Raw genomic sequence first — 25,109 nt, forward strand, 5'->3', positions numbered from 1 at the left:
CATCTGCCCCCACTGCGCCAGCTTCGAGGTGGCGCCCCGCGCGGTGTCCGGCCGTGGGAAAGTGGTCAGCTACACCGTTAACTACCAACCTTGGGTAGCCGAGCTGGAGGTCCCCTACGTGGTGGCCATCATCGAGTTGGCCGAGCAACCGGGGTTGCGCTTTGTCAGCAATGTGGTGGGTATGGACCCGCTGCAGGTGCATATCGACATGCCGGTCCACGTGCGCTTCCTGAATATCGAGGATGTCTGGCTACCACTTTTCGAAAGGGACCAATGATGCTCGCTCAGCGCTACGAGAAAGATGTGGCCATCACCGGGATCGGCCAGTCGGAAGTCGGCCGGCCGGCATCGAAGCCTGCCCTGCGCTTGACGCTGGATGCCTGCCTGGAAGCCATCGCCGACGCCGGCCTGGAGCGCTCCGACATAGACGGCGTGGCCTGCTGGCCCGGGGACAACAACAACGGCGACCCCTTCTCCCCCGTGGGCCCCAGCGCGCTAAAAAGCGCCCTGGGGCTTAACGTTAACTGGTTCGGCGGCGGCTACGAAGGGCCAGGGCCACTCGCCGGGGTGATCAACGGGGCCATGGCCATTGCTGCCGGCCTATGCCGCCATGTGCTGGTGTTCCGCACCATCAGCGAGGCATCGGCGCGCCTGACGAGCAAACAAGGCGGTGCGCTGACCAACAAGACCCAGGGCCGTGACAGCAGCTACGCCTGGCAATGGTTTACACCGTTCAACGTGCTGTCTGGGGTGAACCTGATGGCGCTTTACGCACAACGGCATTTTCACGAATACGGCACCCGCCCCGAACAGTTGGCGCAGATCGCCCTCACCTGCCGGCAGAACGCCATGAGCAACCCCAAGGCGATCTATCGCACGCCGATGACCTTGGATGACTATATGGCCTCGCGGGTGATCTCCACGCCGCTACGCATGTTCGACTGCGACGTGCACTGCGATGCCTCGACCGCCATCGTGCTGTCGCGCCGCGACGCCGCGCGGGACACACGCAACGCGCCGATCCGCATCGAATCCATCGGTGCCGCGCTGAACCAACCATGGTCGTGGGACCAGATATCCCTGACCCAAATGGCGGCCTTCGACGTGGGCAGGATGATGTGGGCGCGCACTGACTACCGGCCCGAGGATGTCGACTGCGCACAGCTGTATGACGGCTTCTCGATCCTCACGATGATCTGGCTGGAGGCACTGGGGCTGTGCCCGGTCGGCGAGAGCGGCGCGTTCGTCGAGGGCGGCAGGCGCATCGCGCTGGGCGGCCCGCTACCGATCAACACCAACGGCGGCCAGTTGTCCGGCGGGCGCACGCACGGCCTGGGCTACGTCCATGAGGCCTGCCTGCAGCTATGGGGGCGCGCGCAAGGCAGGCAACTGGTGGATAACCGTGTTTGCGCCGTCGCTGCAGGGGGCGGGCCACTCGGCGGCAGCCTGCTGCTGGTGAAGGAGTAATTGCCCGGCGCGCTTCAGCCTGGTGCTCAAAACAGTACGCTGGTCAGCTCCGTGCAGAACTCGACCAGCGCTGCGCCCAGCTCGGCGATACCCGCGTCGTCGCGCTGGCCGCGAAACATCACCGCGGACACAGTGAACTCGATGCTGCCCGAAGGTGAATAGACCGGTGCGGCGATGGCCATGATGCCTACCGAGAAATGCCCGTCATCGGTCGCCCAGCCCCTTTCGGTCGCCAGGCGCACCTCCTCTACGTAATCGTCGAATGCCAACGGCCGGGACCAACGGATATTGTCGAATCCGCCGCGGACTTGGGGGTCGTTCAAGTCAACCTGGGTCGCGAACAGGCGCCCGCTGGCCCCCATCAGCAAGGGCAGGCGCTGCCCCTCGGCCATGTCGATGCGCACGTCTGCGGGGCTGGCGGCCGAGCTGACAATAACAATGCGATCCGGTCCTATGCGCCGCCAAAGGGTAATGGTGACCCGCTGGCGCGCGGCGAGATTCTGTAGCAGTGGCTTGGCCAGTTGAACCCGCTGGCCTTGTGTGACCAACTGCTCGACCAGCCGGGCCAGCCCCAGGCCTGCCGAATAGCGCTTCGACATCGGATTAAAATCGACGACATCCTCTTGCAGCAGGGTGCGTAATATATTGAAGCACGTGCTTGGGTTGATGCCGAGCTGGCGGGCGATATCCACTGAACGCTCGGGCGCTCCAGCCTGGCTCAGATGTCGCAGGATTCTGATGGCATTGGAAACCGGCTTGACGATGACCGCAGTGGTCGCTTTGCGATGATCGTTGCTTTCCAAAACGTCGGTGGTCTCCATGCAAATTTCCGATAAGCCGGCTTACTATAGCGGGCATTCTATACAGAGAATAAAAAGGTGCCTGTAGTTTCGTATGGTAACCGTCAGTTTTTTTCGTTCGGTGGTTGATAGAGGTAACGCCGCGGTGCGCGCGCTTCGCAGCGATAGCGCAGCAGTTGCCTTTCATTGGCCTGATCGGCCAGCGTAAGGCGCGCATGCTGGCGCAGGTAATCCAGCCAGGAGGCCACGATGAATCGCTCGACGTAGTGATCCACTTCGCCGATATCCCGATACAGCCTCCAGTTCTGCGCCCCGTTGCGGCGCCGCGCCTTACCGACGGCATAGACGATATCGAGGAACTCGCGACGTTGAGCCGACTTCACCTCATAGCTGATCTCCACCGACACCGGCCCCTCCTCATGTGCCACCGGTACGCTGAGCAGTGGCTTGTCAGTTTGCTGCGCATCGGCAAAATCGGCCTCGCGGCCCATTTCGATGGGGCCGTTGCGGGTCAGCAGCAACCCTAGAAGAATGCTCAGCGCCGACAGCAGCAGGCTGTACTGCAGACCAAGGTATTGCGCAAGGGCGCCCCAGATCGCCCCTCCCAACGCCATCGCGCCCATCAGCATCAGCAAGTAAACCGAGGCAACCCGTGCCCGGACCCAATTGGCCGCATAGGTCTGTACCACCGTGGAGACCGTGGCATTCACCGCCATCCAGCCCATGCCAGCGAACAGCAGCATGGCGCAGACCACCAGGCGATTGTGGGACAGCGCCGCGGCCAGCGTGGCGGCAGCGAAAGCGAAGGCGCCGGCGACTATCACGCGGCGCAGCGGGAAACGGCGGTACACTTGGGTCAGGTTGAGTGCGGCGAACACCGCACCGGCACCGAGGAACGCCATCAGCAAGCCGTAACCGCCCGCGTCCATGGCCAATTCATCCTTGGCCACCAACGGCAGCAAAGCCCAGAGCGCGCTGGCGCAACTGGTGAAAACGAACACTTGCTTGAGCGCGCTGAACAGCACCGCCGAATGGCGTATGTAGCGCAAGCCGCTGCGCATCCCGCCGGCCAGCGTCTCCGGGGGCAAGCCCTCCGGCCGTACCTTTGGCGACAGGCGAAAGATAAAACCGATCACGCCGGCCATGCACAGCACAATCGCCAGGAACACCGAGGCGGCGTTCCACCCGGCGATCAGCGCCCCCGCGAGGGCTGGGCCGAGCGCACGGGTAGCATTGATCGAAATACCGTTGAGCGAAACCGCCGCCGGCACCTGCTCGCGCGGGAGCACGCCGACCACGGTGACCATCCAGGCAGACATTCCCAGCGCGCTTCCGGTACCCAGCACGAAGGTAAACAGCAGCAGCGACCAGGCCTGCAGCAGCCCATAGTAAGCCAACACACAAAGCACCGCAGCAGCGACGAGTACAGTGGATTGGGTGAGCAACAGCAGGCGCCGAGTATCCATGCGATCTGCGAGTACGCCGCCGGGCAGGCCAAAAAGGAACACGGGCAGGGTGATCGCCGTTTGCACCAGCGAGACCATCAAGGGCGACGCCGACAACAAGGTCATGATCCAGGCGGCCCCCACCGTTTGCATCCAGATCGCCATGTTGGCCGCCGCGCAGGCAAGCCATAGGCCGACGAACACCTTGTGCCGCAACGGTGCCCAGAACGGCGCTGAATCGGTCGCCACGGCGTTGCCGGTCGCGGGCGCGTGGTCCGTATCGTGACTCATGGGCCGACCGGCATTCCGAGGCGCCCGACGCTGCGGGCAGCAGGCAGGCGGCGCCGCGCGCCTACGCGGTTGCACAAGCGGCCGATGCCTTCTATCCGCGCTTCGACGGTATCGCCGGGTTCGAGGAAGCGCCCGCTTTCCAGCCCAACGCCGTGGCTGGAGCCGGTGAACAGCAGGTCGCCCGGCTGCAGTGTGATGCGCGCGTCTACATAATTGAGCAATTCGTCGATGCCAAAGATCATCTGCCGGGTGTTGTCCAACTGCCGCCTTTCACCGTTTACGCTCAGGCTGATCTCCAATGCCGGCTGGCCCGCGCCACCGAACTCGTCAAGGGTAACGATCCACGGGCCTACCGGCGTGGTCCGGTCCATCGCCTTCTGCGTCAGCAGGTCAAGCCGCGCGATCTGCCGGCCGGCGTCGCGGGCACTGATGTCATTGCCTACCGTGTAGCCCAACAGGCAGGCGCTGGCGCGGGGCTCCTCGCCCAGCGGCCGCGCCAACACGGCGACCAGTTCGACCTCGTAGTCGAGTTCGCGGGTCAGCGGCGGATAGCCTATTTCGTCGTAAGCACCGATCAGCGCCGACGCCGGCTTGATGTAACCCAGGCTATGGGCGGGCGCCTGGCTTCCCAGGCGTTCCAGGTGGCTGAGGTAGTTCAGCCCTATGCCGAATGCCCGCGCGCCGGGTTCCAGCGGAGGTAACAAGCGGCACCCAGCCAGCGCGATGGGTTCCGCAGCCAAGTCGAGCACCTCGGCGCCCCGCGCGGCAAGCAGCCCAGCCCAACGATCGAAAGGTGCGCGAATATGTCTTAGATGGTCATCACCCTCGAGCGCGGCCCAGAACACTTCGCCAGCACATGCCACACGCGCCAGGCGCATCTCAGGCTTTACCTCCCAGGTACTGCGCATCCAGCACCTCGGCTGGGGTTTTCACGCTAAGCCCGAGAACCGGCCCGACCATCTCGTGGCCCCACAGGCTAAGGCGTTCCGGATTGAGCTCGAAGGGGTCGCCCTGCCAGGGCTCGATCTCGGCAATGGTCTCGAACGCGAAGCCCGAAGGCGTGAAGTGATAGAACGACAGGTGCGGGTCTTGCGTATGCTGGCCGAGGGTCATCATCATGGGCAGTTCACGCGTGCGAACGATGTCATAGGTTTCACCCACGTCGCGGATACTGTTCACGAACACCCCGACATGCTGCACACCCATCCGCCCCGGGCTATGGCCGTAGGCGATATCGTGGCTGGTATGGTGGTTGAGCTTCGAGCGAAAGAAGCCGGTGCGCCCCTTGCCGGCACCGGCGCCGTACCAACTGAAGCCCATCACGTTGACCAGAAAATGCTCCAGTTCCGGGCCGTATTCCGGGGTGATGAGCACGATGTGCCCGGCGCCTCGCTCGTTGGCCAAAAAGCCGCCGTGGGGGCGCCCGGGAATGAAGGATCGCGGCGTCCATTTCTGTGCGTAAAACAGCTCGTGGCGATAGCCGACCGGGTCCCGGAAACACACCAGCTCGCGTACACCACGCTTTTCGCACAGCTCGGCATCGCCGCGTACGAACTCGACCCCGGCCGCGGTGAATCGCTTCAGGGCGTCTTCGAACGCCAGCCTGCCCAGCGCTTCCCAGCCGATATAACTCAGCCGGTCGACCGCGCCGGGATGAAAGGCAAAGCGATGGCGACGATCGTCGATCTTGAAATACAGTGAGTCGGGATCGCTGTCCGGATTGCGCCCTTTAGCGAAGCCCATCACCTGCGGCCCATACTCGCGCCACGCGTCTAGTTCGGGAGTTTCGAAGCCCAGATAACCGATGCCAATGATGTCCATGGGATCACCTTTTTATTGTTAGATGTGATTCGTCGCGGGGCCGATACCCCGCATTGGAGGCTAGACCGCAAGCAGACCGCCGTCGATGACGAAGTCAGAACCAGTAATGAATGAGGCCTCACTGGAGGCGACGAACACTGCCATCGCTACCACCTCTTCCGGTTCGCCGGGGCGATCCATCAATACACCGTCGAGTAGCGCAGCCCGCGCCTTGGGGTCGTCGAGGAAGGCCCGGGTCCCGGGCGTTGCGACGAACCCGGGGCTGAGGCTGACGGCACGGATACCGACCGGCGCCCCTTCCACCGCCAACTGCCGTGTAAAGGAAACCACCGCGCCCTTCGCCGCTGCATGGGCGCACAGCCCTGCAACCTTGGACCCGCCCCAGGCGGCCGTCGAGGACACATTGATGATCACCCCGCGCTGCTCGGCCAAGTGATGCCACGCGTATTTGGTGGTGTAGAACAACAGGTCTATTTCGTTGCGGAGGGTGTAGTGCCAGTCCTCTACCGAGAGCTCGGCCACCGGCCCAAAGCGCGCTGCGGACGCATTGTTGTACAGGATGTCGATACGGCCGTGTTCGGCCACCGCGGCCTCTACCCAGGCTTTGGCTTGCTGATGATCGCCGAGGTCGACCGCCCCCGCCCCATACAACCTGAAACCTGCGGCGCGCATCTGTTCGGCGGTGTCCTCATGGGCTGCCCCATTGAAGTCGCAGCCGACCACGATGGCGCCCTCAGCGGCGAAACGCAGCGCCGCAACGCGCCCTTGCCCGCCACCGGTGCCGGTGATCAGCGCAACCTTTCCTTCCAGACGACCCGTCATCACATCCTCCTTTGGCCTATTCATGCCCTGAGATTTTAGATAGGAAACTCAGGCAGAGCCTTATTCAGGTGTGATCGGTTCGAGCCAAATGGCCTCGGCGGGGCAGGCAGCCGCGCCTTCGCGGGCGTCCTCCTCGAGCTCCGGTGGTACCGGGTCATCATCCAGGTAGACCAAACCATCGGCATCGAGTTTGTAGATGCTCGGGCACACCGCAGCGCACAGGCCATAGCCACAGCAGCGGCTACGGTCGGCCACCGCACGAAATTGCGCTTTTTCTGAACTCATTATTTTCTCCTTATCAGGTTCAGTTGAGACGATAATGAACAGTTTTATAACATGTGTAAACGTTGATCGAAAAAAAACCTCAGGCCTGCTGTCTAGGCCCCAAAAAACCGACGGTTCTGCCTTGTTAGGCGCAGCGATCGATTGAAAAATCAGCCCAAGAAACGGCTAAATCTACCGAACGGGGGGATTTCATAAAACCTTATATTGACAGTAACTAAAAATATGTACATAAAGTAATCCTTGCATACCCTGGCAACTGCCGAAGGGTGGCGCGCAGTGCTTGGCTCGACAAAACCAATAAGGAAGCCAATCCATGACCTCTTCGAAAAGCGAAGCGGCAATCGACCTGAGTGAGTTCCGCCAAGCGTGGAAGGTGCTCATCCTAGCGGTGGTCGGTGTCGCCATCAGCATCAACGCGGCCTTGCTTTACGGCTTCGGCACCCTGGTCGTGCCGCTGGAGCAGGCCTTTGGCTGGAGCAAAAGCGAGCTGCAGGCAAGCATTACCTTTCTGTTCGGTGGCGCCGTCGTGTCGCTGCAACTGGTGGGCTGGTTCAACCTGCGCTACGGCATGAAACGGGTCACCCTGATCTCTTTGCTGCTGCTTAGCGCCGGCTACCTGGCCACCACGCAATTAACGGCTTCCATCGGGTCGTTGTACATCGCTTTTGCGGTGTTGCCGATCATTGGCATGGGTGCACTGGCGGTGACCTGGACGCAGTTGCTCAGCCTGTGGTACGACCGTAACCGTGGCCTCGCACTGGCCATTGGGCTTTCCGGCACGGGCCTGACCGCAGCGACCATTCCCCGGTTGCTGGCCTGGGGCATCGAGCACTGGGACTGGCGTGCGGCTTTTATCATCCTCGCCCTACTCAACCTGCTGTTGCTTGTTCCCTTGGCCCTGATCTGGTTCAAATTGCCGGGTGCCGGCCAGGGTAGCAGGGCGGCAAAAGGCGCCGAACTGGTCGGCCTGCCGGGCATGAGCTTTCGCGAAGGCATGGGCTCGCTGAAGTTCTGGACCTGTAATCTGGCATTATCGCTGGTGATCTCGTCCATCGTCGGCATGGTCACCAGTACCGTGCCGATGCTGCAGGCCAAGGGGCTGAGCGCGGCAGAAGCCAATTTGATCTTCAGCGGCTTTGGGCTCTCGCTGATCTTCGGGCGGATGCTGATCGGCTATTTGCTCGACCGGCTCTGGCCGCCGGCGGTTTCCGCGTTCAGCCTGGGGCTGCCGGCGCTCGGCTGTTTCATCTACCTCAGCGGCACCCTGGAATTCGGCCCACTGATGCTGGCGGCGGTACTGGTTGGCTTCGGCGCCGGTGCCGAATTCGATATCGCCGCCTTTCTGGTAGCCCGCTATTTCGGTTTGCGCGAGTACGGCCGCTTGTTCGGCGTTCATCAGGGGCTCAACACCGTCGCCTCAGCGCTGGCGCCGCTGCTGTTCGCCTTGCTGCTGTCGCGCACCGGGTCTTACAGCGCGATGCTGGTGTATTCCCTGGCCTGCTGCGTGATAGGCCCGCTGCTTCTGTTGACACTCGGCCGGGTGCCACGCTTCGCATCGCCGGCTATCGCGGCCCACTCCTGACTACTCAAGGAAAGACCATGCCCACGCTGACCTTCATCGAACACAACGGAACCGAGCATCACGTGCACGGCGACATTGGCCAGTCTGTCATGCAGGCCGCCACGTTCGCCTCGGTCCCGGGGATCCCCGCCGACTGCGGCGGTGCTTGCGCCTGCGCCACCTGCCACTGCTATGTGGATGAGGCCTGGGTGGGCCGCCTACCAGAAGCCGAAGGTAGTGAATCGGACATGCTCGACTACGCCTTCGAGCGGCGTGACACCAGCCGTTTGACCTGCCAGTTGTGGATCACTGCAGAGATGGACGGCCTGGTGCTGCGCCTGCCCGAGTCGCAGTTCTAAATGCGCACAACGCGATAGCGAAAAGGAGATGCCATGTCACTTGCCTCGGTGGTCATCGTCGGTGCTGGACAAGCCGGATTCCAAGTTGCCGCTTCGTTGCGCCAGGAGGGTTATGACGGTCGCATTACCCTGATCGGCGATGAGCCCGGCTTGCCCTATCAGCGCCCACCGCTGTCGAAGGCTTACCTGCTGGGTAAGATCAGCGAGCCCAATCTGCTGTTCCGGTCGGCTGAATTTTTCATGGCGCAGCGCATCGACCTGGTCCACGACAAGGCCACCGCCATCGACCGGCTGAACCGCCGGGTATTGCTCGCCGGGGGCGGGGTTGCCAGCTATGACCATCTGGTACTGGCGACCGGGGCGCACAACCGGCCGTTGCCGGTGCCTGGCGCCCATCACAGTGGCGTGTTCGGGATCAAGACCAAAGCGGATGCCGATGCCTTGGCGCCATTGGCCAAGGCCGCACGTAACGTGGTGGTGGTCGGTGCCGGGTTCATCGGCTTGGAGTTCGCGGCTGTGGCCGCCGCGCTGGGCGCCAACGTTCATGTACTCGAACTCGGCGACCGGCCTATGGCGCGCGCCGTCTCCCGGGAGATGTCCGAGCTGTTCCGCACGGCCCATGAAGGCTGGGGGGTACATTTCGATTTTCTCCAGGGGCTGGCCAGCATCGAGGGCGACAACGGCCGGGCTTGCGCGGTAGTGACGTCGGACGGCCGCCGCCTGCCCGCTGATTTGGTGGTGTTCGGTATCGGCGTGATACCCAATGCACAGATCGCCACCGAAGCCGGGCTGGAGATCGAGAACGGCGTCAAGGTCGACACCTACCTGCTGACGTCCGACCCGCAGATATCGGCACTGGGCGATGTCGCCTGCTTTCCCTGCCTGCACAACGGTGAGCAGCCCACACGGTTGGAGTCCGTGCAGAACGCCGTCGACCAGGCACGCACCCTCGCAGCCCGGCTGGTGGGTAAGCCCACGCCCTACTCCGCGTTGCCATGGTTCTGGACCGACCAGGGTGACTTGAAACTGCAAATTGCCGGGCTGTCGGCAGGCTACGACAGCAGCGTGCTGTTGGGCTCGCCCCAGGCCCAGCAGCTTTCCGTGCTGTGCTTCCGTGGCGGCCAGCTCGTGGCGGTGGAATCCTGCAATCGTGTCGGCGACCACATGGCAGCGCGCAAAATACTCGCCCGGCCAGCCCGCTTGAGCGCCGCAGAGGCCGCCGCGCCGGGTTTCGACTTGAAGGCCTGGGAAGCGGCGAACCGCGACTGAAACCCACTCGCCCACCTTCCAGGGCCCCCGCAGAGGACGCTTGGCATGGCTGAAACCTGGTTCATCACCGGCGCTGCCCGCGGCCTAGGCGCCGGCATCGCTGAAGCGGCGCTGGCGGCGGGGCACAATCTAGTGGTCAGCAGCCGCCGCCTCGAGGCGTTGCAGCGGCTACTAGACCAAGCGCCGGAGCGGGTGCTGGCGTTGCACCTGGACGTGACCGATGAAGCGGCCGGCGCCCGCGCTGTGGAAGCGGCCCTGCAGCGCTTCGGCAGGGTCGATGTGCTGGTGAACAACGCAGGCTATGGCCAGTTGGCGCCGTTCGAGGAGAACCGCCCGGAAGACGCCGACAAACAGTTCGCCACCAACGTATTCGGCGTCTTCAACCTGTGCCGCGCGGTGCTTCCGGTGATGCGCCAGCAACGCAGCGGCCATGTGTTCAACATCTCATCGGTCGCCGGGCTCGCCGGAATGGGGGGCGCGGCACTCTACTGCGCGTCGAAGTTCGCCGTAGCGGGCTTTTCCGAGGCGCTATCCCAAGAAGTGGCGCAGTTCGGCATTCATGTCACCGCCGTCGAGCCGGGTGGCTTTCGCACCGACTTCCTCGATGCTAGCTCCGCGCAATTCGGTGGCCGCAACCTCGGCGACTACGCAGCGTTCACTGCGAAGGTCAAAGCCAGCGCGGCGGCCGGCAACCATCAGCAAGCCGGTGACCCGCTCAAGCTGGGCGAAGCGTTGCTGACGCTGGCCGCCAGCGCCCTACCGCCACTGCACTTCGCTGCGGGTTCAGACGCCTTGAAGGTCGCCACCGACAAGCTCAAGCGCTCGGCCGCCGAACTGGATCAATGGCAGGGGCTTTCGCGAAGCACAGACGGTTTGAGCGCTTAAGCACAGCGCTCAATTGAAGCTGCGCTTCAGCTAGTTCTTGATGAAATAGCGTACCCACAACTTGCCGCCGTCGAAGCGGTACAGCTCGATGGTCTCGATGCCACCACTGCCGTCACGCCGTGCATTGAAGTGGTAGCAAGCGGCCTCCTCGTCGGTGATGATCGTTTCCCTGACTTCGACACGCGTGCGTGGTTGCTGCTGGTCCCACATCGCCTCGAGTATTTCCCAGGGGTTGGTCGGTATCGGCCGGCCGACGAATTCGATGCTCAGGCCGCTCGGCGTGAGGCTGCGGTAGTGCGCGAAGAAGCCTTCCTTATCGCCGTTGTTCCAGCATTCGATCTGGCCATGCAGGAAGTGTTCGATCGCCGCTTTAGACTCATTACTCATGGTGTCTCCTGGTGCGTGCTAAAGAGGGGCGGCTGCAGGCGCCCGTTTGAGGTGTTGCTTCAAGCGTGTTGCTGGCGCGCCGCCATGGTCGGGGCCAGCCTCAACCAGAGTAGGATCGCCGGGCCGATCAACGCACACGCCAGGCAGCACACCAGCACCCCGGAGTAACCGCCGTAGGCCTGGTAGAGATGGCCGAAAAATAACGGTACCAAGCCAGAAATGATGGTAATCAAGGCCAAGTGCAGGCCGAATATCCGCGCATAATCACGTAAGCCGAAATAGCGCGCCATAAGGAACGCCGCCAGGTCGAACTCCGCCCCGGCGCTGGCGCCGACGCTGAGCGTGGCGAGCACCAGCAACGCTGGGTTCTGTGAGTGGGCGAAGAGCAAGATGGAGCAGCCGATCGCCGGCAGAACAAGGCTGATGGCAGCCACCACGGTAGGTGGATAGCGATCCAGCAGGTAACCCACGAGCAGGCGCCCGGCGATGATGGAAATGCCGAAACTGCTGAATATCTGGCTCGCCGCCTGCGCCGAAAGCCCCCTGCCCTGCAGCATCGGCACCAGGTTGGTGACCATGCCGACAATCAGGCACACCGACAGGATCAGCGCAGCATTGAAACCCCAGTACACCCAGGAGCGCAGCGCCTGGCGCAAGCTCAAGCCCGGCAGCGACTCGGTCTCATCCTTTTGCGCGGCGGCCGTCGCCACCTCGCTGGGCAGGCGCAGCCACAGCAATGCCATCGGCAGCGTGACTAACAGCGGCATGGCCGCCAGCGTCAGGAAGCCGGCCTGCCAGCCAAACTGCGCGATTAGCCGGGCCAATAAGGGCGGCAGAATCATGGCCATCAATCCGGTACCGCAGAGGATCACCGCCAGGGCAAGGCCGCGGTTGCGCTCGAACCAGAGATTGATCAGTTGCGTCCAGGTGATGGCGATGGTCCCCGAACAGACGATCGGCATGGCGAAGAACGCCAGGTACAACCAGCCAATGGAGTGCTCGATGCGGGTGATCGCCACATAGCCGATCACCTGTAACACGACGCACGTGATCGCCACCTTTCTCAACCCGTAGCGGCGGTACAAGGGGCCCACCATCTGGGTGGACAACGCCACCCCGGCAAACAGAAAGGTGATGGAGGCCTGCAGGTCGCCACGGCTCCAACCGAAAGCCTGCTCCAGTGGAATCACCATGGTACCGAAGCCGTACAACAACGCGACAGTGATGCTGCTGCAGATGCCGGCCAGGCCAAGCAGAACAATGCGCCAGCCGCGGCGGAATTCGCTGAAGTCATTGGCAGCCTTGCGCTGCGGGGGAACTACCGTGGACATGAGAACGTCTCCTGGCGCCCCGCGCTGAGGTTGCGGGGCGCGGTTCTGCGGTCAGTGATCTTTGAGGATGTCTTCCATGGGCGGCAGGGCGACCATGGTCGCGCCGCCGTCCACCAACAACGAGGTACCGGTGATGTATGACGCCTCGTTAGAGGTCAGGAACAGTACCGCCGAGGCGATGTCCTGAGACTGCCCAAGGCGTGCTACTGGAAAGTGCGCGGCCAGCTTGTGCGGCAGCGCCTCACCCAGTGCTTCGTTCATCCGGTCGGTGCCAATGAGCCCCGGCTCGACCACGTTGACCAGGATGTTCAGGGCTCCAAACTCCACCGCCAGCCCGCGGGCGAACGCGTTCATGAACGCCTTGCTGGCGCCATAGGGAATAAGCCTCGGCGTGTACTTTCGGTTCGCCTCACCGGAGGAGATGTAGATCAGCCGGCCCTTATCCGTGGCTTTGGACAGATGTGGCGCAGCATCCTTGGCCAACCAGAACAGCGACTGGATATTGCTGCGCACGAGGTGATCGAAGGTCTCGTCGGAGGTGTCGACGATAAGCCCGTGTGGCGCATCGGCCGCACAGTGCACGACGATATCCAGCGCACCGAACACCTCTACCCCCCGTTCGACCATCGCCCTGATCGATTCGCGATCGGCGATATCACCGCCTGCCAGGCAGGCTTCGCCGCCGAGGGCGACAATCTGGGAAATGGTTTGCTCGCCAAAAATCGATGTACGCGCCGAAACCACGACCCGAGCGCCCTCCTTCGCATAAGCCAGGGCAATCGCACGCCCCATGCCCCGTCCGGCACCGGTGACCAGCACCACCTTGTCTTTGAAACGCATGGCTGTTGCCTCTTCTTGTTGTTATTCGAACAGGCCGGCGGCCTGGCGCCCCCGCCGGCGCTGTTGGCGTGCTAAAGGTCGTTACCGGGGACGTTGCGGGCCGAACCGTTGCGCCGGTCCGACTCGCCCCAACCGAGCCAGTGTGACGGCTCACGGGTGTCCCCGACCCGGCGCCAGCGCCCTTCTTGCTGGGCAGTGATCGGGAAGCCACCGACGAAGTCGATCATTTCGCCCTTGGCATCGGGGAGGAACTCCCATTGTTCCTTACCCTCCAGAACGATCTTCGCCGATTCGAGAAAATAGCTGCCGTCTTTGTGGTGCGTCTGGCCCTCGATGTCGGTCGTGACCCGCACCTCGCCCTTTTCGTTGCTGAAGATCGCGTAACCGAGGTGGTCGTGGCCGACCATGAATGAACCGATGTCCCAGGTGCCGTCCTTGTATACGGTCACGAAGGACCACCAGATGACATGCTTGTTGTTGTTCACCACCAGGTCTTTCTTGAAATGGATGGCGCCGCCTTCGGCCATGTAGAACTGGTCGAGCGCCATCGCGCCCTTCACCGGTTTGCCTTCGCAGACTCCGGCGATGTCCCACAGTTGCGAGACGTAAAAGGTGCCCCACTCGACGCCGGGCAGATACCACTGCAGGCCGGGGCCGAGCAGGCGGCCCTCAAGGTTGAACAGGCCCTCTTCTTTCCAGGTCACGCGCTCGCTGTTGGCGGTGATTTCCCAGCCGTTGCCCGCCTCGCCGGGCTGGCTGGCCCAGCGTACGGTATCGCCTTCGAGGGTCTGCACCGGCAGCGGAGTCAGTGCCTGCTTCGCCATCTTTTCGTGATCCATGCGCAGGTGTTTACCGTCCACATGGTTGTTCAGGTAAAAGAACTTGGTTGGGTTCGGGGTGCCGGTCGGGGCCATCAATGAGCGCACGAACGAGTAGATATTGCCTTGCGCGTCGCGTACCGATCCGAATGGCGCACTCTTGCTCAGTTGCAAACCGAAGAAGCCTCGGCTCCCACCCATCGAAGCGCCGGTCACCTTCTGCGGACCGACCAATTGCTGGAACCCGAAGTCCCCACGTTCGGGGATCGTCTTGAATGTCTTCATGGAATGTCTCTCTTGTTGTAATAGGAGCACGCAAGGCCGGCGAATCAGTCCCAGATCACCGGAATCGAACGGGCGCCGCGCAGTTGAGCGCCGCTAATGACCGGGGCCGGCTGATCAGGGTCAAGGCGCACATTCGGGAACAGGTCGAGGATCGCATTGATCGCGCAGTTCAGTTCGACTTTGGCAACGAACTGGCCAATGCACATGTGCGGGCCAAAACCGAAGCCGAACGACGGTTTTGTTTTGCGATCGATATCGAACACATCGGGGTTGTCGAACGCGTCCTCGTCCCGGTTGGCAGACACCACCAGGCATTGCACGAAAGCGCCTTTGGGGATCTTCACGCCGCGGATCTCCACGTCCTCGGAAGCCTCGCGGACCTTGAACGTAGCCACTGGCTCGTAGCGCACGGCTTCATCGATCAGTTTCGGGATCAGGCTGCGATCGGCTTTGATCCGTTGCAGCAGCCCAGGCGTGCTGAACAGCAGGGTCATGATCGAGCTGAAGGTGCGGGTGGTTGTTTCCCCCGCTGCCGGCAACAACGAGCGCACGAACGTAGCGACCTCATGATCATCCAGCGTTTTGCCTTCGTACTCGGCGCGCAGCAGGCGGCCAATCAGGTCATCGCCGGTGCTGCCATCGGCACGGCGCTGGACCACGACTGCCTTGATCGCGTCGTACAGCGACTTCACCGCGACGCCGGCCACACGCCGCGCCTCCGGCGCTTTGGCCGGGTCGATCTGGTTGCCGCCGACCATTGCCAACGCCCAGGCGGCATACTGTCGGTATTTGCTTGGGTCATCGGAAGGAAAGCCCATCAGCGCGTACATCTCGCGGATCGGAAACTCCAGGCCGAACTCCATCAGATCGGCCTTCTTCTTCACAACCATGGGCTCGAGAAAGTCCTTGCGGATCACTTCATCGATCTTGTCGCGCCACTTGTTCACGGTTTCCGGCATGAACGCCGGTTGCAACAACGCGCGCACCCGGCGGTGCTGCTCGCCGTCCATGGCGAGAATGATCAGGCCATCGAAGAACGCACCGAGGCCCTCGGCGATGAAGCCGTTGGTGAACCGGGTACCGTCGCGCAGAACGGCGAGCACGTCCTGGTACTTGAATAAGGCAAAGGTCGGTCGGGTTCCGGCCTGCAGGCCGGCGTTGGTCGGCACGCCGAAGCGGGCGACGAAATCCCCTTCGTAGATCGGCGAGTCATGGCGCATCTGTCGGCACATCGCGTGGATGTCGAGGTCCGCCGCGCCGCGGTAGGTTTCCGAGACGGCCGAGTAGGCCGTTTCCAGGTCCAGTGCAGCACTGTCGTTACCCATGATGATCTCCTTGTCCTGACGTCAGGGTCACGAAACACGCAGCAGCCGGCGCCGCGCCCGTGGGCTGTGGCGAAAACGACTGAACAGTCGACTCAGTAGGTTCGATCAGGCCGCTAAGGGCCGCTGAGGATGCTGATGCCATGCGCGTTTCTCTTGTTTTTATGGTTTGCCGCATCAAGACTGCCCCTAGGTTCGGGAATTCGATGCGAAGGCCACAGGGGTTAGGCGGCGACATCGCAAACGCGCCCGCCCTGGTGTTCGAATGGTATCGGGATCGCGCGGGTGCGTTGCCCGATTCGTTTGACCCGGAGTAAAACGATGGGGCCCCCGGGAAACCGCCAGAACAAGGAAAACACCACGGTGAAACGTTTGGATCACGCTGAACCCGGCAAACGCAACACCCTCAAGCGGCTGCTGGCGGCCGCCCGGGTGGAGTTCGCCAGCAAAGGCCTGGCAGGCGCGAGGGTCGAGGACATCGCCCGCGATGCCGGGATCACCAAGCAGTTGGTCTACCACTACTATGGCTCGAAGGACGGGCTGTTCGTGGCAGTGCTCGACGAGTCCTCGGAAACCATCATGTCCGAGCTGGTCGGCCTCAACGTCGAATCGCTGGCGCCCCCGGCCGCGCTGCGGGCGATGCTCAATCACTTCTTCGATCAGTACCGCGACGACCCCTTGCTCGGTGACCTGGCGCTGGAAGGCATCCGCTACCACCACAGCCACCAGACGCCGCGCAACCGCTTCCTGGAGTTGGCGCCGGCGCTGATCGAGAAGCTTGACAGCATCCTCAAGCGCGGGGCGCTCAGTGGCGAATTCAGGCCGGATATCAATCCAAGGCTGTTGCTCGCCAGCGCCGCCCTGCTCACCTCGGGCTGGTTTACCAACCGCTATTCGGTGTCGGCGCTGACCGGGCTCGATACCGAGTCCGCCGAGGGCATGGCCACCTGGCGTGAGTATTCGGCGCAGTGGGTGCTGGCAAGCATCGCCGGCGGGAAAAACAACACCGGGGGCTCTGCGTAGGGGTGTCTTCATTTGGCGGGCTTGCGCAGGTAGGCGTTGACGCGTTTGGCTGCCAGCCGCCCGGCCATGCCGTTCACGCCGCCGCCGGGGTGGATACCCGCGCTGCCCAGGTAAAGGCCAGCGACAGGCAACGTATCACCGCCCAGCCCATAGGCCGGCCGCATCGTGCTCGAGCGAAGTGAGGTGGTGTCGATGTGGACCACGCAGCCATTCACCGTGTTCAGGCGGGCGGTGAAGTCCGGCGCCGCCTCGATCCAGCGCCCCAGCACATGGCCTTGGATACCGTCGACGTAGGCCGACAACTGCTCGACCACCTGGTCCGCTACACGTTCGCGCACCGCATCCCAACCCTCGCGCGGATTGACCGGCATCACTGGCGGATAAATATAGAGCACATCTTGCCCCTCGGGTGCCTGCGATGGATCTACCGCGCTCGGCGCCGCCGTGGTGATATAGGGCAAACGGGGGATCTCGCCGCGTGCGCAGGCGGAAAAATTCTCCAGCACAGCTTCTTCGGTACCGATTAACAAGCACGCCTTGCGCAGGTCCAGGCCGTCGCCGCGTGCGGCCTCAAAACGCGGCACTGCGATCTGCCCATCCAGCGCCAGGTCAATCTTCAACGGCCCCGACCCCTTGGCATTGGCTGGTGCCATGGCAATGCGGGTCAACAGTTGCCTGGGTATTTCACCTTCGCTGACCATCTCCAGGGCCACTTTCGGATGGCAGCCGGCGATCACCGCCCGTGCGCTGAACTGTCGACCATCAGCGAGCCGAACCCCCTCGACCTGCCCCTGCCTGGACACGATCTCGGTCACCGTGGCCGAGGTGATCACCTCGCCACCCAGTTCCTCCAGGCGCGCACGCATCGCGTTGCTCAACTGCTGCATGCCACCCACGACCCGGCCGACACCGAAACGGTGCAGAAAGCCCAGCAGTGCGTAATAGATGCCGCCGCCATCGGCACTGATGTCACCCGCCAGCCCGGTCAAAGCACACATCGCCGAAACCGTCACCGGATGTTCGAAGCGCTCGCGGGCAGCCTGGTGCGCTGAGCCGGTCATCAACGCCATCAGTTCGGGTTTGAGCTTGCGGTGTTTCAGGGCCGTTGCAACCAGCTTGAGCTTGGCGCCCAGGTTGGTTCGGGCAGGGTCAACCCGCATCATCGGCAGGGCTATATCGAGGAACATATCGATGACCCCCATGAACGCCAAGAAGGCTTGTGCGTCATTAGCACTGTAGCGGCGTATCTCAGCAGCGGTTCTCTCGCGGTCGCGCCAGAAGACCAGCGAGCTGCCGTCTGGATGCAGGTATACATAGCCGGGCGTCAGTTCGACCGAGCGGAAACCGTGACGGTCCAATTGCAGCTCTATTGGCACCTGGGCGTGCACACGCATCGACATCATGTCCAGGGCGCAAGGATGTACCAGATGCAGAGGCGCCTCCGGGATCAGGTAGCCCGAAGACGCCATCCCTCCGACCTTTTCCAGCGCTTCGAGTAGCAGGACTTTCTTGCCTTCCATCCCCAGATAACAACCCGCCGACAACCCATTGGTGCCGCCGCCGACGACGATAACGTCGAACCCGGTGTTGGCGCTTTTCATCGCTTGATCAGTGTTCATCGACCTTTTCCGTCTCGAATATCGGCGCCCGTGAGTGGGCAAAGGCGGCACACTCGCCGCCTTTTATAGGCCGCTGCGGCCCAGCTTCTCGAACAGCGCGCGCATCGCCACCAGCGAGGGCGTATGGCTGCTAAAACCGCCGTCTGCCACCAGCGTGGTACCGGTGACGAAGGCCGATTCGTCAGAGGCGAGGAAGGCCACCACATCGGCGATCTGCCGGGGCGTGCCGAGTTCCGGCGTGCAATGATTGTCACGCATGATGTCCAGCAGCGCCTCGGGCAGTGGGTGCTGCGGCGCCAGGCCGATCTGTATGGCGTTACCCCGGATACCGCGTTTACCGTACTGCGCAGCGACCAGTTTGGGCAGCATCATCAGCGCGGCCTTGGAGGTGGCGTAGCCGGTCAGCGACATGTCGCCCTGCATGCCCAGCCCGGACGTGGCGAAGATGATCGAGCCCTTGCCCTGCTCGAGCATCAGGGGGATGGCATGCTTGGTACAGAGCACCGCACCGCGAAGGTTCACGGCGATGGCGCGGTCCCAGGCCTGCATGTCGAGGTTAGCCAGGTCGCGGTCCCGGTTGCGCTGTTCGGCCCCCAGTACGGCGGCGTTGTTGTGCAACACATCGAGGCGGCCGAAGCGTGCCTTGACCTCGGCGATCATCGCTTGCACCGCGTCTTCCGAGGAAACGTCCGTGCACACCGCCATCGCCTGGGCGCCGCTGGCGACCAATGCGTCGGTAACGGTCGCCGCCGCTTCGCCGTCGATATCGACGACCACGACACGGGCGCCCAACTCAGCCAGCACCCTGGCGCATTCGGCACCCAGGCCATTGCCCGAGCCGGTGACGACGGCTACCCGGCCCGCGAGTTTTCCTGTGCTCATGTTTGCTCACCTGTTGTAATTATTAGGGGCCAGCCTTTCACTCGCCGGTAAAGCGCGGCTCGCGGCGCTCGCTAAAGGCCAGCGCCGCTTCCTTCACATCCTGGGTTGTCGCCAGCAAGGCGAACAAGTCCAGTTCCAGATTCAACCCACTCTTCAGGTCCATCTCCAATGCCGCCCGCGCGGCCTGTTTGACGAACGCGGACGCGGCAGGCGGCTTGGCGGCAATCCGCAAGGCGAAGGCGCCCACTTCGTCGAGCAGATTCTTTGGCTCGCTGGCCAGGCGGCTGACCAGGCCAATCTGAAGGGCCTGCTCGGCCGGCACGCGGTCGCCGGTGAGGAGCATGTCCAGCGCCCTCCCCGGCGCCACGACACGTACCAAGCGCTGTGTTCCGCCCCCGCCAGGGATCAGCCCCAGGCCCGTTTCAGGCAAGGCGAATACGGCATCGGCGGTGGCGAAACGGATGTCGCAGGCCAAGGCAAGTTCCAGCCCACCGCCCATGCAATAACCGTGAATCGCAGCGATCACGGGTTTGGCGACGCGGTCCAGCGCTTCGATCCAGCGCGAACCCTCCATGCGCTGGCGCACCTGCAACGAAGTTTCCACGCCGCGCCGCTCCTTGATGTCGGCGCCCGCGCAAAAACCACGTTCGCCCTCCCCACGAATGACGATGACGCGTATCTGCGGGTCTTTGTCGAGCAGCGCGAGCGCCTGCGGCACCCCCTGGCGAATGGCATCGTTGATCGCATTGATCTGGCCGGGCCGGGTCAGCACGATCCAGCCCACCGCGGCAGCGCATTCGACACGTACCGCGTCGTTGACGATCAAAGATCGCTGGTCCTTGTTGGCGCTCATCCCTGGCACTCCTCGAACTCGAACACCTGGCCATCCAGCGCCTTCGGATCGATTTTTATCAGTGGCCGGCCATCAACCGCTTCGCACGAGTCAATCCACTTGAACATCGTGCCGCGCGCGCGCAAGTCCTCGGCCTTGGCGGCAAGGTCGTTGACGCCGATGCGGATGTAATAAGGGCCCGGCCCCCAGTTGTTCAGGCAGTGGCCGGCATCGGTGTTCCAGTAGGTTGCCTCCAGCACATCGAGGGTCGCGCTGTTGGGCACGGTGAAGCCCATGCGCGCACGGCGGTAACCTTCGCTACGGATATTCTCCACCGCCGTGCTGGGTTCCCAGTCAAGGTTGCTGGCCACCTTGCGCAGGGTTTCATCCAAATTACGCACCAGAAAGCCCCGCGCCGTCACCCGCACCATATCGCCGGGGCTTGCATCGCGTGGTTTCGCCGCCGGCAACTGGTAGGTTTCCGCCGGCATTTGCAGCGGCTCGGTGGGCATGATCTCGATGCACAGGCCACCGTCTACCGACGGATCGTAGTAAGGGTTTTCCGGCGTGGCCCCCAACCAAAGGCGGTCGAAGGGCATCTCCGGCGTACGTTGCGCCATGCGGAATGGCAAGCGGCGGCTCATCAGCTTGGACACCAGTGCATCGAACTTATCGCCATGCAAAGCCAGCACGATCGAGTGGGTGATCATCGGCCGATGGCGCCCCTGAAACGCCTTCAGGCTTTCGAGGAAATCGTGGAACAGCGGATCGCCGGGATTCGGGCGATCCAGGTGCCACTGCGGCTCGATGCGCGTTGGCGCTACCGCCAGGGATTTGTGTACGCGCAGAAAGTGTGCGATGTACGGATGATTGTCGAACGCCTGGCGCCAGCGCTCGTGCTTGAAAATACCGAGCTTGCCCACCAGTTTCTCGGTCATTGCGTCCGGGTCCGGCACCATCATGTCGGCACTCAACAGCAATTCGAACATACCCCTCTCCCCTTCAATAGCCGGCCCAGGCGGCCGGAGCGTAAACGCAAGAACCACGGCGCCCAGCGCCGGGCCGATCAATGAGCGCTGAGCGCTTTGCTGTTTTCCTTTGCCCGCGATGGCTCGTGCGGCACCGGCACCGCACCGGCCAGCAGCCCCGCCTCGTGGGCGCCATCGGTGGTCTTGGGGTTGAGCAGAAAGTGCGACAGCGAGGGTATCAACACCAAGGCGCCGAGCATGTTCCAGAGGAACATGAAGGTCAGCAGGATGCCCATGTCGGCCTGGAACTTGATCGGCGACCAGACCCAGGTCACCACGCCGGCGGCCATGGTCAAGCCGACCAGCGCCACTACCCGCCCGGTGAAATCCAACGAACGGCGATAGGCGACCAGGAGGCTGCCGCCGCGCTCCTGCACCGCCAGTTGAACGCTGAGCAGATAAAGCGCGTAGTCGACACCGACGCCGACACCGACGGCGATAACCGGTAGCGTGGCCACCTTCAAACCGATGCCCAGCCAGACCATCAAGGCCTTGCAGATGATCGTGGTCATCAGCAGCGGGATCAGTGCGACGATCGCCGCCCGCCAACTGCGGAACGTCAACAGGCAGAGCAACGCGGTAGCACCATAGACGGCGAGGTACATGGTCACGATGCCCTTTTCCACTTCGATATTGGTTGCCGCCTCGATCCCGGCATTGCCAGCCGCCAGAAGAAACTCCTCGGGGTGCTCGGCATCGGCGGGCGTGTTGTGCTCCTTGGCGAAACGCTCGGCCACGGCAAGCACACGCGTTAGGGTGTCGGCCTTGTGATCGGCGAGGTAGGCGATCAGTGGGGTGACCGAACATTGCTGGTTGGTGATGCCCGGCGACGAAACCATCGCGGCGTCCACCGAGGAGTTGGTGATCGCCTGGTCACGGCTGATGGTCAGCCATTTGCCGCTGCCTTCGGCCATTGCGGAGGTAATGAAACGCGTGGTTTCAGCCAGCGAGCTGGTGGTCTGCACGCCGGCTGTCTGCCGCAGTTTGAACGCCAGCAGGTCCATCGCCTGCAGCGATTGGTAGAGCCGACAACTGTCTTCGGCGGTCTTCACGATGACCACGAACTGGTCACTGGATAACCCGTAGTTCGCCGAGATAAAGGCATTGTCGCGGTTGTACCGCGACTCGGCGCGCAGCTCCGGCGCGCCCGGGTCGAGGTCGCCCACTTTGAGCCCGAGCATCACCCAGGTCCCGGCGGCCGTGACCAGCAGCGACAGGGTAATCACCAGGGTCGCCCAGCGCCGCTCGGTGAAATGGTCCAGCCCGTGCCACAAATGGCCAAGGAACCCACGGTTCTCGGCACCGGCCCGGTCCTTCTCGATGGCGATGCGGGCGGCCTTTTTGCTGACGCCGAGATAGGACAGTGCGACCGGGATCAGCAGCAGTTTGGTAAAGATCAGCACGGCGACGCCGATGCTCGTCGTCAGTGCCAGGTCACGTATCACCGGGATGTCGATGATCACCAGTACGGCGAAGCCGACGATGTTGGTTAGCAGCGCGGTGAGCCCGGTGAGAAACAGCCGGCGGAAGGTGTACCGTGCCGCAACGTATTTGTGTGTGCCGCGGCCGATGTCTTGGAGGATGCCGTTCATCTTCTGGGTGCCATGGGAAATGCCAATGGCGAAGATCAGAAAGGGCACCAGGATCGAGTAGGGATCGAGCTCGTAGCCGAGCAGTTGCATCAGGCCCAGCAGCCAGACCACCCCGGCCACCGCCACGCCGAGCAGCAGCAAGGTGCTGCGCAGGCAGCGTGTATAGAGGTAAACAAATACCCCGGCGATCACCACCGATACGCCGAAGAACAGCATCACGGCGTAGAGCCCGTCGATCAGATCGCCGACCAGCTTGCTGAAGCCGACGATATGGATGCCGATCTTGTCGCTTTGCAGGGCACGGATCTTGTCTTCCAACTGGTGCGAAAAGTCACCATAGTCCAGCGCTGCGCCGGTCTGCGGATTCATATCCAACAGTGGGGCCACGATCATGCTGGACTTACCATCGTTGCCCACCAAGCTACCGACGATACCGGCACGGGCGATATTACGACGCAGTGCGTCGATCGTTGCCGGGCTGCCGTCGTAGTCGGCTGGCATCACCGCGCCGCCATCGATACCCTCCTCGGTGACCTCCTTCCAGCGCACGATCGGCATCCACAGCGACTTCATCCAGGAGCGATCGACGCCAGGAATCAAGTACAGCGTATCGTTGACCTTCTGCAGCGCCTGAAGGTACTCGGGGTCGTAGATGTCGCCGGTTTTGTTCTCGACCACCACGCGAATGCTGTTACCCAGGCCAGGCAGCTGGTTCTTATAGGCCAGGTAGTTCTTGATATAAGGGCTGGAACTCGGAATCATCTTCTCGAAACTGGCGTTCACTTGCAGCCGGGTAGCGAAGAAACCTAGCACCAGGGTGGCGAGCACGCAGGCAACGACCACGAGAATGCGGTTGTTGAACACCACGCGTTCGAGTAGCCCGCCCGACGACTTGTCGAAGTCGCGCGGGTCCTGGATCACCGGCATTCCGCTGTTGTACTTTTGCTCAACCATTTCTGCTTTCTCGCTGAAGGATCGTACCGGCGGATTCAATCCGCCCTGGCGATCTGGATGACCTTGACGCCGGCAAACCCCGCCACCAGCACTTCACTGGCGTTACCGGTCGTACTGGCTCCGTACACATCTGCGCCGCGCTCGGTTTGCAAGCGGATAACCGCCAGGCTGTGGCGGTCGAGGCTGACCATCTCCCCGCTTTGGCTGATCACGATCAGCCGGCCACCCTGCTCCACCGTGCTGACCAGGCTCGAATTCAATCCCGTTTCGACCTTTTTCCACGTCTGGCCGTCGTCGCGGCTGGCGAACAGGTTTCCGCGCAGGCCATAGGCAAGCAGCAGGCCGTCCATGGCGCGCACACCAAAGTAGGTGCCGTTGTAGGGCGTTTGAACCTGTACGAAGCGTTGCGCCGCGGTGTCCAAGCGCATCAGCAACCCCTGTTCGCCACTGACGTAAAAGATGCCGCCGTGTTCGGCCAGGCCATAAAGATGCATACTTCGGCCGTTGTCGCTGCGCTCCACCCAGGGCTCCCAACTGGCACCGAAGTCGCTGCTGCGCAGGATCATGCCGAAGGCGCCGACCACGAAGCCGGTGCCGTTGGCGTCGAACAGCACATCGAGAAAAGGCGCGGCGAGCACGTCGGGGGTGGCCGATGTGGTCATCGCCAGATCGAGCTCAGCGAGCAGGTCCTGCGCGGTGGTGTCGCCCTTGCCGGCGCGTTCCCCATAGCTATGGCGCAAGAGGGCCAGTAGTGAGCGGCCGTCGAGCTGTACCTTCCAACTCGCACCGCCGTCGTCACTGTGTAGCAGCAGGGAATCGTGGCCAACGATCCAACCGTTGCGCGCATCGCTGAAACGCACCTGAACCAGGTCGCTGGAAACCGGGCTGGGCACTTGTTGCCAGCGCTTGCCGCCATCGCTGGAGCGCTGGATCAGCCCATGTAAACCTACGCCAACCAGCGTATCCCCCGCCTGCGCCACCCCCAACAGTGTCGCCGGCAAGCTGAGGTTGGCGTTCGGTGCCGGCTCCAGCAGCGGGTCGATACCGCGAACGGCAGTCGCTGAAAAAGCCTGCGCAGACCACAGCAGTGCCGCGCACAATGCCAGAACACCCCGCCTTACACCGGGGCGTGGCTCGCTGATCTGTTGAACCCATTGAAGGCAGGGGCTGGTCATTATTTTTATCCTCAAC

At 62.8% G+C, this 25,109-nt stretch carries 24 protein-coding genes; 7 read left to right on the top strand and 17 right to left on the bottom strand.

What is annotated here, in order from left to right:
* Window position 1 precedes the first annotated feature (1 nt).
* Both HAQ05_RS02570 and HAQ05_RS02575 read left to right on the top strand, forming a co-directional pair.
* Entirely contained in the window at window positions 2–277 is a 276-nt protein-coding gene (locus HAQ05_RS02570) for a Zn-ribbon domain-containing OB-fold protein (RefSeq protein WP_338050093.1), read from the top strand.
* Window positions 277–1,467, top strand: a complete 1,191-nt coding sequence (locus HAQ05_RS02575; protein ID WP_190417063.1) for a thiolase family protein — start codon at window positions 277–279, stop codon at window positions 1,465–1,467. Before HAQ05_RS02570 ends, HAQ05_RS02575 begins: the two co-directional genes overlap by 1 nt.
* 26 nt (window positions 1,468–1,493) lie before the next feature.
* On the opposite strand, the gene HAQ05_RS02580 is transcribed toward HAQ05_RS02575, so the two are convergent.
* From HAQ05_RS02580 to HAQ05_RS02605, 6 genes are all read right to left on the bottom strand, one after another.
* On the bottom strand, window positions 1,494–2,288 hold the full coding sequence (locus tag HAQ05_RS02580) for an IclR family transcriptional regulator (protein ID WP_190417065.1): 795 nt from the start codon (window positions 2,286–2,288) through the stop codon (window positions 1,494–1,496).
* A gap of 83 nt (window positions 2,289–2,371) precedes the next feature.
* Window positions 2,372–4,003, bottom strand: a complete 1,632-nt coding sequence (locus HAQ05_RS02585) for an MFS transporter (RefSeq protein ID WP_190417066.1) — start codon at window positions 4,001–4,003, stop codon at window positions 2,372–2,374.
* Entirely contained in the window at window positions 4,000–4,881 is an 882-nt protein-coding gene (locus HAQ05_RS02590) for a fumarylacetoacetate hydrolase family protein (protein WP_190417482.1), read from the bottom strand. Before HAQ05_RS02590 ends, HAQ05_RS02585 begins: the two co-directional genes overlap by 4 nt.
* A 1-nt stretch (window position 4,882) precedes the next feature.
* Entirely contained in the window at window positions 4,883–5,824 is a 942-nt protein-coding gene (locus HAQ05_RS02595; RefSeq protein ID WP_190417068.1) for a VOC family protein, read from the bottom strand.
* A 60-nt stretch (window positions 5,825–5,884) separates the two neighbouring features.
* Window positions 5,885–6,646, bottom strand: coding sequence for an SDR family NAD(P)-dependent oxidoreductase (locus HAQ05_RS02600; RefSeq protein WP_190417070.1), 762 nt, complete (start codon window positions 6,644–6,646; stop codon window positions 5,885–5,887).
* Window positions 6,647–6,706: 60 nt separating this feature from the next.
* Window positions 6,707–6,931: a ferredoxin gene (locus HAQ05_RS02605; protein WP_190417072.1), complete on the bottom strand. Its 225-nt coding sequence runs from the start codon at window positions 6,929–6,931 to the stop codon at window positions 6,707–6,709.
* A 313-nt stretch (window positions 6,932–7,244) separates the two neighbouring features.
* Here HAQ05_RS02605 and HAQ05_RS02610 point away from each other — a divergent pair, with 313 nt between their 5' ends.
* The 4 genes from HAQ05_RS02610 to HAQ05_RS02625 are packed head-to-tail and all read left to right on the top strand — an operon-like array spanning window position 7,245 to window position 11,005.
* On the top strand, window positions 7,245–8,513 hold the full coding sequence (locus tag HAQ05_RS02610; RefSeq protein WP_190417074.1) for an MFS transporter: 1,269 nt from the start codon (window positions 7,245–7,247) through the stop codon (window positions 8,511–8,513).
* Between the two features lie 17 nt (window positions 8,514–8,530).
* Complete coding sequence (locus HAQ05_RS02615) at window positions 8,531–8,851, top strand: 2Fe-2S iron-sulfur cluster-binding protein (protein ID WP_190417075.1); 321 nt, start codon at window positions 8,531–8,533, stop codon at window positions 8,849–8,851.
* A gap of 33 nt (window positions 8,852–8,884) precedes the next feature.
* Window positions 8,885–10,120 (top strand): NAD(P)/FAD-dependent oxidoreductase, encoded by a 1,236-nt coding sequence (locus HAQ05_RS02620; protein WP_190417077.1) that lies wholly within the window; start codon window positions 8,885–8,887, stop codon window positions 10,118–10,120.
* Window positions 10,121–10,165: 45 nt separating this feature from the next.
* Entirely contained in the window at window positions 10,166–11,005 is an 840-nt protein-coding gene (locus tag HAQ05_RS02625) for an oxidoreductase (RefSeq protein ID WP_190417079.1), read from the top strand.
* A gap of 30 nt (window positions 11,006–11,035) precedes the next feature.
* Here the strand turns inward: HAQ05_RS02625 and HAQ05_RS02630 are convergent, their stop codons facing one another.
* The 5 genes from HAQ05_RS02630 to HAQ05_RS02650 form a co-directional block, all read right to left on the bottom strand.
* The gene (locus HAQ05_RS02630; protein ID WP_190417081.1) at window positions 11,036–11,392 is read right to left on the bottom strand and encodes a nuclear transport factor 2 family protein; all 357 of its coding nucleotides are present in this window, start codon (window positions 11,390–11,392) and stop codon (window positions 11,036–11,038) included.
* Window positions 11,393–11,451: 59 nt separating this feature from the next.
* Window positions 11,452–12,723, bottom strand: a complete 1,272-nt coding sequence (locus HAQ05_RS02635) for an MFS transporter (protein ID WP_190417083.1) — start codon at window positions 12,721–12,723, stop codon at window positions 11,452–11,454.
* Between the two features lie 51 nt (window positions 12,724–12,774).
* Window positions 12,775–13,563 (bottom strand): SDR family NAD(P)-dependent oxidoreductase, encoded by a 789-nt coding sequence (locus HAQ05_RS02640; protein ID WP_190417084.1) that lies wholly within the window; start codon window positions 13,561–13,563, stop codon window positions 12,775–12,777.
* Window positions 13,564–13,634: 71 nt separating this feature from the next.
* Window positions 13,635–14,666, bottom strand: a complete 1,032-nt coding sequence (locus HAQ05_RS02645) for a hypothetical protein (RefSeq protein ID WP_190417086.1) — start codon at window positions 14,664–14,666, stop codon at window positions 13,635–13,637.
* A gap of 44 nt (window positions 14,667–14,710) precedes the next feature.
* A complete protein-coding gene (locus HAQ05_RS02650) occupies window positions 14,711–15,991 on the bottom strand; it encodes a cytochrome P450 (protein WP_190417088.1) in 1,281 nt (426 codons plus the stop codon).
* A gap of 360 nt (window positions 15,992–16,351) precedes the next feature.
* On the opposite strand from HAQ05_RS02650, the gene HAQ05_RS02655 reads away from it, so the two are divergent.
* A complete protein-coding gene (locus tag HAQ05_RS02655) occupies window positions 16,352–17,011 on the top strand; it encodes a TetR/AcrR family transcriptional regulator (protein ID WP_338050094.1) in 660 nt (219 codons plus the stop codon).
* Window positions 17,012–17,019: 8 nt separating this feature from the next.
* On the opposite strand, the gene HAQ05_RS02660 is transcribed toward HAQ05_RS02655, so the two are convergent.
* From HAQ05_RS02660 to HAQ05_RS02685, 6 genes are all read right to left on the bottom strand, one after another.
* On the bottom strand, window positions 17,020–18,630 hold the full coding sequence (locus HAQ05_RS02660; protein ID WP_190417091.1) for a phytoene desaturase family protein: 1,611 nt from the start codon (window positions 18,628–18,630) through the stop codon (window positions 17,020–17,022).
* Between the two features lie 63 nt (window positions 18,631–18,693).
* Window positions 18,694–19,512, bottom strand: a complete 819-nt coding sequence (locus tag HAQ05_RS02665) for an SDR family NAD(P)-dependent oxidoreductase (protein ID WP_190417093.1) — start codon at window positions 19,510–19,512, stop codon at window positions 18,694–18,696.
* Window positions 19,513–19,549: 37 nt separating this feature from the next.
* Complete coding sequence (locus tag HAQ05_RS02670; protein WP_190417094.1) at window positions 19,550–20,365, bottom strand: enoyl-CoA hydratase/isomerase family protein; 816 nt, start codon at window positions 20,363–20,365, stop codon at window positions 19,550–19,552.
* The gene (locus tag HAQ05_RS02675; protein WP_190417096.1) at window positions 20,362–21,333 is read right to left on the bottom strand and encodes a VOC family protein; all 972 of its coding nucleotides are present in this window, start codon (window positions 21,331–21,333) and stop codon (window positions 20,362–20,364) included. The genes HAQ05_RS02670 and HAQ05_RS02675 overlap by 4 nt, the downstream gene beginning before the upstream one ends.
* A 77-nt stretch (window positions 21,334–21,410) precedes the next feature.
* The gene (locus tag HAQ05_RS02680) at window positions 21,411–23,918 is read right to left on the bottom strand and encodes an efflux RND transporter permease subunit (protein WP_190417098.1); all 2,508 of its coding nucleotides are present in this window, start codon (window positions 23,916–23,918) and stop codon (window positions 21,411–21,413) included.
* A 35-nt stretch (window positions 23,919–23,953) separates the two neighbouring features.
* The gene (locus HAQ05_RS02685) at window positions 23,954–25,093 is read right to left on the bottom strand and encodes a WD40/YVTN/BNR-like repeat-containing protein (protein ID WP_190417100.1); all 1,140 of its coding nucleotides are present in this window, start codon (window positions 25,091–25,093) and stop codon (window positions 23,954–23,956) included.
* Between the last annotated feature and the right edge of the window lie 16 nt (window positions 25,094–25,109).

The sequence above is a fragment of the Pseudomonas typographi genome, from assembly GCF_014694385.1.
GTDB lineage: Bacteria > Pseudomonadota > Gammaproteobacteria > Pseudomonadales > Pseudomonadaceae > Aquipseudomonas > Aquipseudomonas typographi.